The sequence below is a fragment of the Rothia sp. CCM 9419 genome (assembly GCF_048512815.1).
In the GTDB taxonomy this organism is placed as follows: Bacteria; Actinomycetota; Actinomycetes; order Actinomycetales; family Micrococcaceae; genus Rothia.
In genome coordinates, this window is the sequence record NZ_JBLXXY010000003.1 from 235,699 (window position 1) to 250,245 (window position 14,547).

At 49.5% G+C, this 14,547-nt stretch carries 15 protein-coding genes; 14 read left to right on the forward strand and 1 reads right to left on the reverse strand.

Annotation, left to right across the window (positions count from 1 at the left end):
• The first annotated feature begins 21 nt into the window (after positions 1-21).
• Genes murA through ACN08W_RS04340 form a run of 4 tightly spaced genes read left to right on the forward strand, consistent with a single transcriptional unit; the run spans position 22 to position 4,425 of the window.
• On the forward strand, positions 22-1,344 hold the full coding sequence (gene murA, locus ACN08W_RS04325) for a UDP-N-acetylglucosamine 1-carboxyvinyltransferase (protein ID WP_419103715.1): 1,323 nt from the start codon (positions 22-24) through the stop codon (positions 1,342-1,344).
• Position 1,345: 1 nt separating this feature from the next.
• On the forward strand, positions 1,346-2,125 hold the full coding sequence (locus ACN08W_RS04330) for a lysophospholipid acyltransferase family protein (RefSeq protein WP_419106972.1): 780 nt from the start codon (positions 1,346-1,348) through the stop codon (positions 2,123-2,125).
• A gap of 7 nt (positions 2,126-2,132) precedes the next feature.
• The gene (locus tag ACN08W_RS04335) at positions 2,133-3,218 is read left to right on the forward strand and encodes an NAD(P)H-dependent glycerol-3-phosphate dehydrogenase (protein ID WP_419108899.1); all 1,086 of its coding nucleotides are present in this window, start codon (positions 2,133-2,135) and stop codon (positions 3,216-3,218) included.
• A 55-nt stretch (positions 3,219-3,273) separates the two neighbouring features.
• The gene (locus tag ACN08W_RS04340) at positions 3,274-4,425 is read left to right on the forward strand and encodes a D-alanine--D-alanine ligase family protein (RefSeq protein WP_419103712.1); all 1,152 of its coding nucleotides are present in this window, start codon (positions 3,274-3,276) and stop codon (positions 4,423-4,425) included.
• Between the two features lie 86 nt (positions 4,426-4,511).
• Here ACN08W_RS04340 and ACN08W_RS04345 read toward each other — a convergent pair whose 3' ends face one another.
• Positions 4,512-5,039 (reverse strand): DUF3515 domain-containing protein, encoded by a 528-nt coding sequence (locus tag ACN08W_RS04345; protein ID WP_419108900.1) that lies wholly within the window; start codon positions 5,037-5,039, stop codon positions 4,512-4,514.
• Between the two features lie 120 nt (positions 5,040-5,159).
• Between ACN08W_RS04345 and ACN08W_RS04350 the strand changes: the two genes are divergently transcribed.
• From ACN08W_RS04350 to mutM, 10 genes are all read left to right on the forward strand, one after another.
• Entirely contained in the window at positions 5,160-6,266 is a 1,107-nt protein-coding gene (locus ACN08W_RS04350) for a hypothetical protein (RefSeq protein ID WP_419108901.1), read from the forward strand.
• On the forward strand, positions 6,263-7,333 hold the full coding sequence (locus tag ACN08W_RS04355) for a thiamine-phosphate kinase (RefSeq protein ID WP_419103709.1): 1,071 nt from the start codon (positions 6,263-6,265) through the stop codon (positions 7,331-7,333). Before ACN08W_RS04350 ends, ACN08W_RS04355 begins: the two co-directional genes overlap by 4 nt.
• Before the next feature lie 96 nt (positions 7,334-7,429).
• Entirely contained in the window at positions 7,430-8,311 is an 882-nt protein-coding gene (locus ACN08W_RS04360) for a DAK2 domain-containing protein (RefSeq protein ID WP_419103708.1), read from the forward strand.
• Positions 8,308-10,755: an ATP-dependent DNA helicase RecG gene (locus ACN08W_RS04365; protein ID WP_419103707.1), complete on the forward strand. Its 2,448-nt coding sequence runs from the start codon at positions 8,308-8,310 to the stop codon at positions 10,753-10,755. The genes ACN08W_RS04360 and ACN08W_RS04365 overlap by 4 nt, the downstream gene beginning before the upstream one ends.
• Positions 10,756-10,820: 65 nt before the next feature.
• Positions 10,821-11,390 (forward strand): 16S rRNA (guanine(966)-N(2))-methyltransferase RsmD, encoded by a 570-nt coding sequence (rsmD, locus tag ACN08W_RS04370; RefSeq protein ID WP_419103706.1) that lies wholly within the window; start codon positions 10,821-10,823, stop codon positions 11,388-11,390.
• Between the two features lie 51 nt (positions 11,391-11,441).
• Positions 11,442-11,927, forward strand: coding sequence for a pantetheine-phosphate adenylyltransferase (gene coaD, locus ACN08W_RS04375; RefSeq protein WP_419103705.1), 486 nt, complete (start codon positions 11,442-11,444; stop codon positions 11,925-11,927).
• Between the two features lie 183 nt (positions 11,928-12,110).
• Positions 12,111-12,590: a YceD family protein gene (locus tag ACN08W_RS04380; RefSeq protein WP_419103704.1), complete on the forward strand. Its 480-nt coding sequence runs from the start codon at positions 12,111-12,113 to the stop codon at positions 12,588-12,590.
• A 37-nt stretch (positions 12,591-12,627) separates the two neighbouring features.
• Entirely contained in the window at positions 12,628-12,831 is a 204-nt protein-coding gene (gene rpmF / locus ACN08W_RS04385) for a 50S ribosomal protein L32 (protein WP_419101406.1), read from the forward strand.
• A 7-nt stretch (positions 12,832-12,838) separates the two neighbouring features.
• A complete protein-coding gene (gene rnc / locus ACN08W_RS04390) occupies positions 12,839-13,525 on the forward strand; it encodes a ribonuclease III (protein WP_419103703.1) in 687 nt (228 codons plus the stop codon).
• 4 nt (positions 13,526-13,529) lie between these two features.
• On the forward strand, positions 13,530-14,510 hold the full coding sequence (gene mutM / locus ACN08W_RS04395; protein ID WP_419103702.1) for a bifunctional DNA-formamidopyrimidine glycosylase/DNA-(apurinic or apyrimidinic site) lyase: 981 nt from the start codon (positions 13,530-13,532) through the stop codon (positions 14,508-14,510).
• The last annotated feature ends 37 nt before the right edge of the window (positions 14,511-14,547 follow it).

Consider the following 14,547-nt stretch of genomic DNA (forward strand, 5'->3'; position numbering starts at 1 on the left):
TACTTATACGATTGGAAGCATATGATCAGCGCACTGCGAATTGAAGGTGGAACCCCACTAGTAGGTGAAGTGAAAGTACGCGGAGCTAAAAACCTCGTACCTAAAGCAATGGTTGCTGCTCTCTTAGGCAGCTCACCTTCTCTATTGCGCAATGTTCCAGAAATCAAAGACGTCAAGGTTGTTACCGACCTCGTAGAACTACACGGCGTCACCGTCGAACACAACCGCGAAACCGGTGAACTAACACTCGACCCAAGCAACGTCTCCCGCGCCGAAAACGCAGACATCCACGCGCACGCAGGAGACTCCCGCATCCCCATCCTGCTTTGCGGACCACTACTACACACCCTCGGCGAAGCCTTCATTCCAGACCTTGGCGGCTGCCGTATCGGCGACCGCCCCGTAGACTTCCACTTCAAAGTACTTCAAGACTTCGGCGCAAAAATCGATAAGCAAGAAAACGGTATTTCGATTAAAGCCCCTAAAGACGGTCTCAAAGGTAACACCATCAAACTCGACTACCCTTCTGTAGGCACCACCGAGCAAGTTCTGCTCACCGCTGTCCTCGCACAAGGTAAAACCGAGCTTAAAAACGCTGCCGTTGAGCCAGAAATCATGGACCTCATCGCCGTCCTACAAAAAATGGGTGCAATCATCACCGTCGAAACGGACCGCCAAATCATCATCGAAGGCACCGACCGTCTCGAAGGCTACACGCACGACGCACTACCAGACCGCAATGAAGCAGCATCATGGGCATCCGCCGCTCTTGCAACCGGTGGCGACATCTTCGTCCGTGGCGCACACCAAAAAGACATGAGCACCTACCTCAACGTCTTCCGCAAAATGGGTGGTGGCCTCGACATCCGCACCGACGGTATCCGCTTCTACCACCCCGGTACTGAGCTCAACCCGCTCTTCCTCGAAACCAACGTTCACCCCGGCTTCATGACAGACTGGCAACAGCCTCTCGTCGTTGCGATGACCCAAGCACAAGGCGTCTCCGTACTTCACGAAACCGTCTACGAAAACCGTTTCGGCTTCACCGACGCACTCATCAAGATGGGTGCAACCGTACAAGTTCACCGCGACTGCCTTGGACCTACCGAATGCCGTTTCGGAAATAAGAACTTCCGTCACTCCGCAATCATCACCGGAAAATCAAAACTTCGTGGCGCAGACATCAACGTCCCAGACCTCCGCGGTGGCTTCTCTCACGTTATCGCTGCACTTGCTGCAGAAGGCACCTCAAACGTCACCGGAGTATCTGTTATCTCCCGCGGTTACGAACACTTTGGTGACAAGCTCACCGCCCTTGGCGCAAAATTTGAGGTTATCGACTAAGATGGCAGGTTCACAGCCGCGGCAAGCATTGACAGGACTTAAACCCACTCCTTCTGGTGACGCACTATACCGCGTACTAGGACACAGTGCACGAGTGCTCTACCACTGCTTAATGGGACTGAAAATTGAGGGAATTGAAAAACTCCCACGAGACCGCGGATACCTCGTCGTCTCTAACCACCTTTCAGAAGTAGACCCCATTACGATTGCCTACCCTGTGTTCCTCACCGGAACTTTACCCAGATTCCTCGCAAAAGAATCACTCTTTAGAGCACCCGTCATCGGCTGGATTCTTCGCAAACTTGCTCACATCCCCGTGGCACGAGGATCCATCGACGCGCGTAAATCATTAGAGACCGCGCAAAACGTGCTCGAATCGGGGGGAGCGGTGGTCATCTACCCTGAAGGAACTCTCTCCGAAGACCCCCAAGGGTGGATGATTGCAGCACGAACCGGCGCCGCACGACTCGCCTTCGCAACAGGAGTTCCGGTTTACCCCATTGCCCATTGGGGAGACCAAGAATTTCTATCCCCAACAGGTAAGTTCCGCCCTTTCCCTCGTAAAAAAGTGCAGGTTAAAATCGGTGACCCTATCGACTTCTCTGACCTTCAAGGAAGCAGCCCTGCAGCGGCACCCACTAGGGAAGACCTCACTATCGCTACAGACCGTATGGTCTCAGCCATTACCGCACTGCTAGAAGACATACGAGGCGAAAAAGAGCCTGAAGGGCGATGGAACCCCATCACCAGACGGCGCGAACTACCCGGAGAAAAACATTAGGAGAACCATGAGTGTTGCCCCAGCTACCACAGCCCAAAACACCAATAGCATCCACAAAATTGCTGTTCTTGGTGCCGGTAGCTGGGGCACCGCTTTTGCTAAAATCACCGCAGACACCGCACGTGAAAAGAACAACGGAATACGAACCATCCTCTGGGGCCGAAACCCCGAACGTATGGAACAATGCCGTACTACACGGATGAACACCGCATACTTCCCACAACTCGTATTGCCGGAGAACCTAGAGTACACCTCCAACATCTTGGAAGCCTTAGCCGGCGCCGACATTATTGTGCTAGCAATACCAGCACAATCATTGCGCGAACAGCTCAAAAACCTCATCACACACATCCCTCCACACGCGATTCTGATATCACTTGCTAAAGGGTTAGAACAAAACACTGGGCTAAGAATGTCCGAAGTGATTGTTCAAGTTCTTGAAGAAGCTGGAGACCCTCACGCCATCGAACGCGTAGCTGTGCTCTCAGGCCCCAACCTCGCCCGAGAAATTGTTGCAGAACAACCAACAGCTTCTGTTATCGCCGCACACCACGAAACTACCGCGGCGCTACTGGCTGAACTATGCAACTGCTCATATTTTCGCCCCTACACAGGAACCGATATTATTGGTGTAGAAATAGGCGGAATTGTCAAAAACATTATCGCCTTATGCGTGGGAATCTGCGAAGGAAAAGACTACGGAGATAACTCCAAAGCATCAGTGATGACCCGTGGCCTTGCCGAGACTACCCGCTTAGCAGTAGCACTCGGCGCAGACCCCCAAACATTGAGTGGACTAGCCGGTATGGGCGACCTCATCGCAACCTGTTCCTCTTCTCTCTCACGAAACCACACCGCCGGGCGACTACTGGCTGAGGGAGTACGACCAGAACAACTCAATGAAGTGATGACGCAAACTGCAGAATCCATCAAATCGGCTGCAGCCGTCGTCGAACTTGCCCATCAACACCACGTTGAAATGCCTATCTGTGAAGCTGTCGTGGCAGTATTGAACGGCACCCTGACCGTTGAAACTCTTGCCCCACGACTCCTTGGCAGAACCCTCAAGCACGAAAACCATACACAACGCTAGAATAAGTGTTGTTATTTTTCCCCGACACACCTAAAAGAGACTTTGAGAGAGTTACATGTCTAATAGCACCATCACCAAACCCACCGTTGCAGTACTTGCCGGTGGAACATCTTCAGAACATTCCGTGTCTCTTGTGAGCGCATCGGGTGTACTCAACGCCATTGATACTCAAACCTACGATGTTGTCGTTATCGGCATCACCGAAGAAGGCCGCTGGTATTTAAGCTCCCCTGAAGAAATCAACAAACTCGTGAACGAAGCGGCACAAGAAACAGCTCGAACAGGTGAAGAAGTCAAAGCGTACTTCCGCGGTTCACAAGAACAAGTCTTCCTACCCCTTGGTGAAGGCGACTCAAAGCTTCGTCTATGCTCAGAAGGCGCCACAGAATTTCGTCTAGGCCCTAGCATCGACGTCGTATTCCCCGTCCTGCACGGACCCTTTGGCGAAGACGGAACGGTGCAAGGTCTCCTCGAAAGTGCAGGCCTCAAATACGTTGGATGTGGTGTTGCATCTTCTGCTATCGGTATGGATAAGCACTTCATGAAAGTTGCGTTCGAATCTGCTGGACTGGATGTTGGACCCTACGTTGTAGTAACACACCGCCAATGGGCAATGAACCCCAAACAGGCTCGACAAGAGATTAACAAACTCGGATACCCCGTGTTCGTCAAACCAGCGCGTGCTGGTTCCTCCTACGGAATTAGTAAAGTTGACAGTGAAGCAGACCTAGACGCCGCTATTGCCGAAGCACAAAAACACGACCCCAAAATTATTATTGAAGCAGGTATTGACGGTCGAGAACTCGAATGTGCCGTACTTGAAGTATCTTCTGCAGAACAGCCCATCAGTTCATGCGTCGGAGAAATCGTCAAAGAAGGTCAAACCTTCTACGACAGCACAGAAAAATACGATCCTAAAAGTAAAACCAAAACAGTGTGCCCTGCCGAACTAGATGAAGACGCTCAAACACGTCTTCGTGCTCTAGCAGTTCAAGCCTTCCTCTCCTTAGATTGTGAAGGTCTTGCTCGTGCAGACTTCTTCTACACTCAAGAAGGAAAACTCATCATCAACGAAGTGAACACAATGCCCGGTTTTACCCCTATTAGCATGTACAAAATCATGTGGGAAAAAACTGGACTCAAATACACAGAACTCGTAGATCGTCTCATCAAATTAGCACTTGAACGCGAACTCGGTCTACGCTAAAAATAAAGCGTGCCACGATAACAGCTAATACGCTACTGATCAGGAGTTTGGCGAACACAAAAAGTTCGCCAAACTCCTGATAACGTTTAAGATTCTAAACGAAGCTCATCGCTAAGATTCGTACACGCCTTAGTTTGGGGGAGTTGCTTGACCGCAGAACTAAGGTGAATTAATAACGTTGAAGAAGAAATTTTGTCGGCGTCAAAAGTGATACGTATAGCAGGTGAACGCCCGAAAGTTGTAGCATCCCACGTTCCAGTTGCCTGCTGAACCGACTGCTGAGCCTGTTCTTGCTCTTCTGCAGGTTTAAGAATCCAATCCACACCATTGACAGATACACAAGGATCTGACACCGGCTCTTGTACGATCACACCACATTTGAGGACAACAACACTGGGATCACCCCACGCTGTTGTTGCTTGAGCAGTCGTCTCACGTTGAGAAAAACCACCAATTTCTTGAGGCATCGCCACCATCGCATAGGCACAACGTGGGTTGGCTGCATCTTCTGCAGGAGTAAGGTACACCGCACCAGCACCGCACCCACTGAGCGGCATCGTCGCTAAACAGAGTGCAGAGGTGATACGAACAGAGGTTTTCTTCAAGATACTCACGTTCTCATTCTATCGTTGTGCTCAAGAAAATACCTCTTCACACTACTCGCGTACCCTCCCCGACACCTGATAGTGTGGGTAAAAGCTTGAGAACTTATCAAGAGAGTGAAGGAGGTTCACATGTCTAAACAACACAATATTGTGATGGTCAGCGTCGGTACTTTATGCGCATTAGCTATGTCTTTTATGACGTTCCCAGCAGACGCCCAAGACGCTTTACCTCCTACTGTTGAACCCTCTGCATCCCCCACAGAGCTACCACTGATTCCACTCAACCCGCCTATAATACATAATCCCACCGAAGAACCCACCACACCTGTCAGCGAACAACCTGCACCACCGGTAATCACCGAACCGACAACAACACCATCTGCACCTTCTGATGGCGACGACTTTCCTTTCCCCGAAACTTCATCACCAGCACCTGAAACCACTCAACCGAGTGAACCAACAGAACCTAACCAGCCTCAAGAACCACCAACACCTGAAACAACTCAACCGAGTGAACCAACAGAACCCAGCCAGCCTCAAGAACCACCAACACCACAAAATCCTGATGATGGAATCGGCTCAGGCGCAAACATTACCCCTGCACCGCCCCAAACCTCAGAACCAACAGCCACACCCTCACCAGCTGAAACAACAACACCCGAGCACAACGATCTGCCAACTCGTGGACAAGAAGAGAACACCACCCCAGACCCCTCACAAGAACAGGTCATACCTCATACCGAGGAAGCCACCCAACAGCTTCACCAATACGAGACTATTACACCCGAACTTCCTAACAACACACCTCACAACGAGCTACTTGAAGAAGCTACTCAAGGCAGAACCTTCTCTATGCAAGAACAGCTCAATAGCTTAGGAACACCACTAGAACCGTCGTTTTCGGCAGAAACAAACTCCACCGGAAAAAACGTGCCGAACTCTTCCCCTAACGACCGAAAAAACGCTCAACCTAGCACCGCAGAATGGGTGAAAGACTACCTCAATAACAACCATAAAACTGCTTATACCGAAAAGAACGCTCAACGTTTAGGCGTATTCGGCACTGAATCTGCAGAACATAGCTCAAATACGGTGACTGCTTCAAGTGCACGCACCCGCGGTAAAGCCATCATCGAAGGGTACACACCCACCGTCCTATTCTCTCTTTTTGGACTTGGCGGAATCTTCTACGTGATCCGTCAATTTATGCGCGAATCAACATCTAAAGACTTATGAACCTTACCTCGCACGTCAAAGACTTTAACGAAGAACAACTCTTAGACATGTTCTTACCCATCTTTGAAGAACACAACCAACGTGTTGCACAAAGACTCGAAAAGGTTCACAAACCGAACCCCTGTATTCTTGGTGCAGGAGATGACAGCGCCATCTTCTCTTTTAACCAGGGGCTAACCGTGATGAGTGTTGATACTCAAACAGAGAATCAAGACTTTCGCACCCAATGGGTGAGTGGCCACCAAAGTAGCGGATACGATGTCGGCTGGAAACTCGTCGCCCAAAACATTGCAGATATTGTGGCCATGCGTGCAGTACCTCAAACGCTATTGATAAGTCTTAGCCTTCCACCGCAGACGCCTTGCCAATGGTTACAAGACTGCGCACATGGAATTGTCGATGCTTTATCTCATCACGAAGCTGAAGAATGCACAATCTCTGGGGGAGACCTTGGCGCATCAACAGAAATATCTATTACCGTCACCGCGGTAGGACGGTGCCTAGGCGAACCGGTACGACGCAATAACGCACGTCCTGCCGACATTATCGCCGTTGCTGGTGAACTTGGCACTGCCGCGGCGGGGCTTGCTCTCCTTGATAGTCCCGAATTTTTAGGGGTTAATAACCCTGCATTATTAGACCTTGTATATACCCAAAAACGTCCCAGCACGCCTCTAACACTTGGGTTATCTGCAGAAACTGCTCATTCCATGATGGACATCTCAGATGGGCTTATCCGTGACGGGCAACGTATCGCCAAAGCGTCAAAAGTCTCGATGGATTTCTCTCTTGACCTTCTAGAAAAAGACCTGAAGAAGCTTCTCCCTGCCGCCCAGTGGCTCTGCCAACATACTCAAAAATACGCAACGTACACCCCCGAGCATCTGGCGAAGCAATGGGTTCTATACGGGGGAGAAAATCACTCTATGTTGGCAACTTTTTCATCGTTAGAAAAGCTCCCTCAAGGTTTTAGAGCCGTTGGCATATGCACTATTGCCACCTCCACGCCACAAATTTTTATTAATCACGAACCTGCAACAGAATACGGGTGGGATCACTTCTCATAACCTTGCACCTTATGGAAAATAAAGATTATGGTTCTGCCTGATACGTTTCTATAATGTCTCTTAGATAACGCACCATCCACACTTGAGGAAGAGTCAATGAGCGCGATGAAGAACACTCTCAACGTCATGTCTGTGTGGCCTCAATGGTGTCAAGAATCTACACAAATATTGAGTAGATACTGCCAACAACTCAACGACATTAATTTCTTCCCCGTCCCTGATAGCGATACTGGTTCTAACCTACTAGCTACCTGCCGTACTCTTTGCGAACATCTACACAACGGATGCGACCCCACGCACGCCACACAAGAAACCTTACGGACAAGCCGCGGCAACTCCGGAACATTACTCTCAGCATGGTTTAACGCTCTGACCCGCTCGCTAGGAAACGACGGAGAACTCACACCCGAAGCGTTGCATCTTGGATTATTTATCGCTCAAGAACACGCCCACGCCACCATGATAGAACCTGCCGAAGCAACTATGCTCACGGTCATGTCGGATATTGCGCGGGCACCTATTGCAACCTCGCATATTGAAGAACACGTGTTCTTCCTCGCCGAATGCGCCTATCAGAGCGCCGCCTCAACCCGCCACGTGCACGGTAGTGCAGATGCTGGGGCAGTCGGACTGTTCTTGGTTATCAACGCGCTCAGTAGCGTGTTAAACGGAAAAAGCATCGACGAGACAACGACGAACGACCTGTTTCAAATACCTGCCGAACTACTCGGTGAGCCGGATACACCGTCTGATGAACTGCGCGAACTCCTTTGCGAAATAGCGTTACCCCTAGAAAAAATGATGTTTTTGCGTTCACAATTAGAAGTATCTGGTCAGAGTCTGGCTATCGCTATGATTGATCAAACAGAGCACATCCCTCATTGGCGTATCCACATTCACGTGAAAGACCCACAACAGGTGAAAGAACTTCTCGAACAATACGGCACCGTTGAGAACCTCGAAATCCTAGCACTATGACTAAAACACCCAACGAACAGCAAGAACTCACCCAAAAAATTCACCAAAAATACCACCAAGAAGCACGCCTAGAGAACACAAAACTTAGCGTCTACCTCGGAAAAACTCTTGCCGCGCAATTATCAAAACACCTCGGCCTGCACACCGTTGAAGAACTGCTCAACTACCACCCCAAAAAATACCTCCCACGAGGCAAACTCACGCCCTTCTCAGAACTAGAATACGAACAAGACGTCACCCTCATGGCACAAGTGGTTGACGTCCGTACTCGATCCATGCGCTCTCGTCGAGGTTCTATCACCGAAATTATTATTAGTGACCAACTCTCTGACGAAGAAGACCATAACGACGAAGCGCCCCTTGGCACCGTCTACAGTTACCGAACCCAAAAACCCAGCCATCCGCTACTCACAGGTTCTGCCAGTGGATACTCTGATAGCTACGGTACGTTACCCTCACCAGCACACCAACTACACGGATACGCTCACCCCAGTAACGCCCACCGTATGACCCTCACCTTCTTCAACGCGTGGTCTGCAGCACGCGATATGAAAACAGGAGACCACGTCCTCTTCTCTGGAAAAGTAGGTGCCTACAAAGGAGAGCTGACCCTCACCAACCCCCACTATGCTGTGATTAGCGAATATCATCGTGCTACCGGAGACAACGTCTCATCACACGCCTACACTCAAGCACACGCACCCATTCCCGTCTACCGCGCAAACGCTAAATTTCCAACCGATAGAATCAGCGCCGCTATCGCAGAACTCCTTGACCACGCGCCATTATCTGAGCTAGAAGACCCACTCCCACCAGAAACACGACACAAACGAAAAATACCCACACTGGCATGGACATACCGTGCTCTACATACCCCCGATAGTGACGACACCTGGAAACAAGCCCAACATTCCTTACGCTATCGAGAAGCTTTCATCCTCCAAAGCGCACTAGCTCGTATCCGCGCTCAACGCGCAGAACACACCACCGACTCGTGGCCATACCTCAAAAACGGGTACGCACAACGTCTTCTCGAACTCTTGCCCTACCAACTAACAGACGGGCAAAAAAATGTAGGAGAAGAAATACGTCAAGACCTCAGCCAACGCACCCCCATGAATCGCCTGCTACAAGGCGACGTCGGCTCCGGAAAAACCGTTGTTGCACTACGGGCCATGCTCCAAGTCATAGACTCCGGCGGACAAGCCGCAATGCTTGCCCCCACAGAAGTCCTTGCCGAACAACACTACCAATCTGTGTGCGAAATCCTACGCCCGCTCACCAGCCACAACAACGATAAACCACCTGTTCACGTGCGTCTGCTCAAAGCGTCCATGCCTGCCGCCGAGAAAAAACAGGTTCTTCTTGACATCGCATCTGGTGCAGCGGACATCGTCATTGGAACGCACGCCCTGCTGAGCACTGACGTACATTTTGCACGATTAGGTTTAGCCGTTGTCGACGAACAACACCGTTTCGGCGTTGAACAACGTGATAGCTTACGCAACGCAGACGGAGAACTACCACACCGTTTAGTCATGACAGCAACACCCATTCCGAGAACCGTTGCCATGACAGTTTTTGGCGACCTCGATATTTCTGTACTCGACCAACTACCAGCAGGACGCCAAAAAATTAAAAGTGTTGTTGTTCCTCTTACAGAACATCCACGCTGGGAAAAACGCCTCTGGGAGCGCGCTCGCGAAGAAATTGATGCTGGACATCAGGTGTATGTCGTTGTTCCTAAAGTTGGTGAGGACACCTCTGATGATGAGACATCTTCTGGTGCTGAACATCTTTTCTCGACAGATCAGGGTAGTTCTCAGAAGAAACTTCATTCTGCGATAGAGGTTCTCGAGAAACTTTCTCATATGCCGGTACTTTCTGGTGTGCGTATCGATATGCTGCATGGGCGCTTGGATACTCAGACAAAAGCTCATGTGATGCAGAGCTTTAGTGACGGCGATATTCAGCTTTTAGTGTGTACTACTGTTGTTGAAGTTGGTGTTAACGTCCCGAATGCGACGCTGATGATTATTTTGGATGCGGATCGTTTTGGTATTTCCGGTTTACATCAGCTTCGTGGACGTATTGGGCGTGGACAGCTTCCGGGAACCTGCCTTTTAGTGACAGAACAAGAGCAGGGGAGCCCGTCACGAGATCGTTTAGATGCGGTAGCTTCTACAACAGACGGTTTTGAGCTTTCAAAGATTGACTTACGTCAGCGTCGTGAAGGCGATATTCTTGGTGCCGCCCAATCGGGCAAAAAGAGTACCCTCAAATTGTTAAGAGCTATTGATGACGCCGACATTATTGAAAAAGCTCGTGAAGACGCTCGTTCACTCATTGAAGAAGACCCTACGCTAGGTAAACATCCTGATGTTGCTCGATGGATTGAACGTTTTGTGGGTGCGGAACATGAACAATTCCTCTCACGAGGATAACTCAAGAGGGTTTTATATGATGGTTGATGTACGTTTACGGTTTAAGTTATGGAGGGCAGAAGATCATGAGCAGAATTATTGCTGGTCAATGCGGTAGTTTGACGTTGGCACACGTACCAGGGAATAAGACGCGTCCGACAACAGACCGTGTGAAAGAGTCTTTATTTTCTCGTTTAGAGGGGTACGAAGTTTTATCGCAGGGGCGTGTACTTGATTTATTTGGTGGCTCTGGTGCTTTAGGGTGTGAATCCCTAAGTCGTGGTGCTCGCCATGTAGATTTTGTAGATTCGTCTTCAACGGCTATTGCGACGATTCGTGAAAATGTGGCGCGTGTTTCTCAAGGGTTGAATTCTGCTGCGTCCACCATGATTTATACATCGGATGCCCAACGTTTTTTGGAGCGTTATCAGGGGGAGCCGTGGGATGTTGTTTTTGTGGATCCGCCTTATGATATGCCTAATGAGCAGGTGCACACACTTTTATCTCTCATCAAAGAGCATCTAAGTGATGATGCGGTTGTTGTGGTTGAGCGTTCTTCACGTATGGAGCCGGTAGAGGTTCCTGCTGGGTTAGAGGAGTTCCGCCAGAAAAAATATGGTGAGACTATTCTGTACTACGTGCAGTTAGTATCGTAGAGAGTTTTCTCGATACTGTTCATGGGTGCTCTCACTGTTAGGCTATAGGGTATGCAACTAGTTATTTGTCCCGGCTCTTACGACCCTATTCATAACGGGCATGTTGATGTGATTACTCGTGCCGCTAAAATCTATGGCAACGTGATTGTTGCTGTTGCCCGTAACTCTGCGAAGTCGTATCTTTTTAGCGATGAGGAGCGTGTGGCGCTGGTTCAAGAGACTTTTGGTTTTTTGGACGGCGTGAGTGTGGAGTTGATGCCTTCTATGCTCCTTGCTGATTATGCGAAGTCTCGTGGCGCGCATTTAATCGTTAAAGGTGTCCGTAATTCTTTAGATTGGCAGTATGAGTCTCAGATGGCTGTGATGAATCGTCATCTAAGTGGTGTGGAGACAAGTTTTTTGGTCTCGGATTCGCGGTATTCTCAGCTGTCGTCGACGCTTGTTCGTGATGTTGCCCGTTATGGGGGACAGCTCGATTCTTTTGTGCCTGTGCCGGTGCAGCGTGCTTTAACACAGAAAATATCACAAGAAAAGTGAGCTTAACAGCACATTAATGGTGCTTGAATAGAATCTGTGAAGCTGGAATAGTTGCTATGTAGCCGAACTGCAACTAGAGTTTGTAGTTGGTCAAAACTTATCATAAGGGAGTTCGTCATTTCACGAAAAGATTCATCGCCCCTAAAGGTTTCTGTTCGGAACCTGAGTCATCAACCTGGGACCATGGAAACCCTCGATAAAGTGATACCAGCGCCAAAGGATTTTGGCAATGCTCTGATCGGAGCGGAAGAAGGTTCGGACATTGAGCTCAATCTCCGACTAGAATCCGTTGTAGATGGTATTCTGGTTAGTGGCACTGCAACCGCCGACATGAGCGGTGACTGCAGTTTATGCCTTGATCCGGTTTCTGAAACCGTGTCAGCAGATATTCAAGAGCTCTTCGTCTTTGAGAAGGCACCCGCTGGTGGCCCAGAAGATGAAGAAGATGAGCAGTACACGGTAGAGGGCGATTATATCGACCTTGAACCGGCTCTACGGGACGCAGTCATTTTACAACTGCCGTTCCAGCCCCTTTGTAAGGACTCTTGTCAGGGATTGTGTTCCGAATGCGGAATCCGCCTGGAAGAAGAGCCGGGGCATCACCATGAGGTGCTTGATCCGCGCTGGAGTGCTTTAACAGGCATGTTCAACGAGGATAAATAAACTTAATAACCGTATTTTCTAGAGAAGAGAGATAGCTGTGGCTGTTCCCAAGCGGAAAATGTCCCGTGCTAACACCCGCGCACGCCGTTCCCAGTGGAAGGCGTCCGTACCTCAGCTGGTTAAGACCGTTGAAAACGGTCGCGTAACCTATTCTTTGCCTCACCAGGCAAAGCTAGTTACTGACTCTGCAGGTAACGCCTTGTTCTACGAGTACAAGGGTCGCAAGGTAGCTGACGCGTAAAGTTAGTATGAATAACTCTGATTCATCAGAATTGTTGAAACGTCTCGGTCTCAATATTGATACCGAGACGTTTCAGCAAGCACTCGTACACCGTTCCTACTCTTTTGAGAACCCTGGAACACCCCACAACGAAAGACTAGAGTTCCTTGGCGACTCCGTCCTTTCACTGGCTATTGCCGAAGATGTTTATCGTCGTTTCCCTAACGAACCCGAAGGGGAACTTGTACGCCGACACCATGTTGTTGTCTCATCGTGGGCACTAGCAAAAGTTGCACGAACCCTGAACCTCGGGTCTTACCTCTGGTTAGGAAAAGGCGAAGAAAAAACTGGCGGAGCAGATAAAGACTCCATTCTCGCCGATACCCTCGAAGCCATCTTTGGAATGTGCTATATCACCCTCGGTCGTGACCGTGCCCGCGACCTCGTCCTTGAACTCATCGCACCCATGCTCGATGACCAAGAAATTCTTGACGCCGGACGAGACTGGAAAACCGAACTTCAAGAAATTGTACAATCCCAAAAACTCGGGGACATCCGCTACGAAGTGTCTGTATCCGGTCCAGAACACGCACCCGAATATACTGCTACCGTTCACATTGGTGGCACCACCTACGATCAAGGTGTCGCAAGCTCCAAAAAAGAATCAGAACGTCTAGCTGCACAAAAAACCTGTAAAGAACTACGACCAAACTAGCAGGATGCCTGAACTACCCGAAGTTGAAGTCGTACGCTGTGGAATGCTCACACACGCCCTCGGCAAACGTATTACAGACGTCCGTATTCATGACACCCGCTCTATTCGCCGTAGTGAGCATACCGCTGAAGAATTTACGGGCACGCTCAAAGACACCATCATTACTGACGTCGTGCGACGCGGAAAATACCTCTGGATTATCCTCGAAAACGCTGATGGTATCCGTCTTCAAACAGCTCTTGTCATACATCTAGGGATGAGCGGTCAAGTCCTTTTTAAAACCTCAGAATTCCCGCCAGAAAAACACCTCAAAATCACGGTAACTCTAGGGAATCAAGACCATCACTCCATAGCAGAACCTGCTACTGAACAGCTACGTTTTGTGGATCAAAGAATTTTTGGCGGAATGTATCTTGATACGCTCGTACCCGTATCGGATACACAACAACACCCTGTATCCGCATCCAGCGCAAGCACATTATCGTTACCGTATATTCCGCGAAGTCTGAACCATATTGCACGAGATCCTTTAGACACGAATTTTGATATTGACGAGCTGCGACAGAAAATGCTCAAAACATCTACCGCCATCAAACGTCTACTACTGGACCAATCAACTATTTCAGGAGTTGGCAATATTTACGCTGACGAAGCGCTATGGCGAGCGCGTCTTCACTACGCGAAACCAGCGAAAACTATGAGCATGGCAAAGACCCGAGAACTCGTTCACTCAATACAAGAGGTCTTCTCACAGGCTTTAGAAGCTGGAGGAACCAGTTTTGACGCCCTCTATGTCAACGTTAATGGGGAATCTGGGTATTTTGATCGTTCTTTAAACGCTTATGGGCGTGAAGGTCAGCTGTGCTACCGGTGCCAAGAAAATGGGGTAGAGAGCACCATCATTCGTGAGGTGATGATGAAACGGAGCTGTTATCGTTGCCCGAGATGCCAACGTGCCCCGCGTCAAAAGAAAACTTCATCGTAGAGAAGTGCCCTGAAGCAGATACGCTTCAGGGCACTTT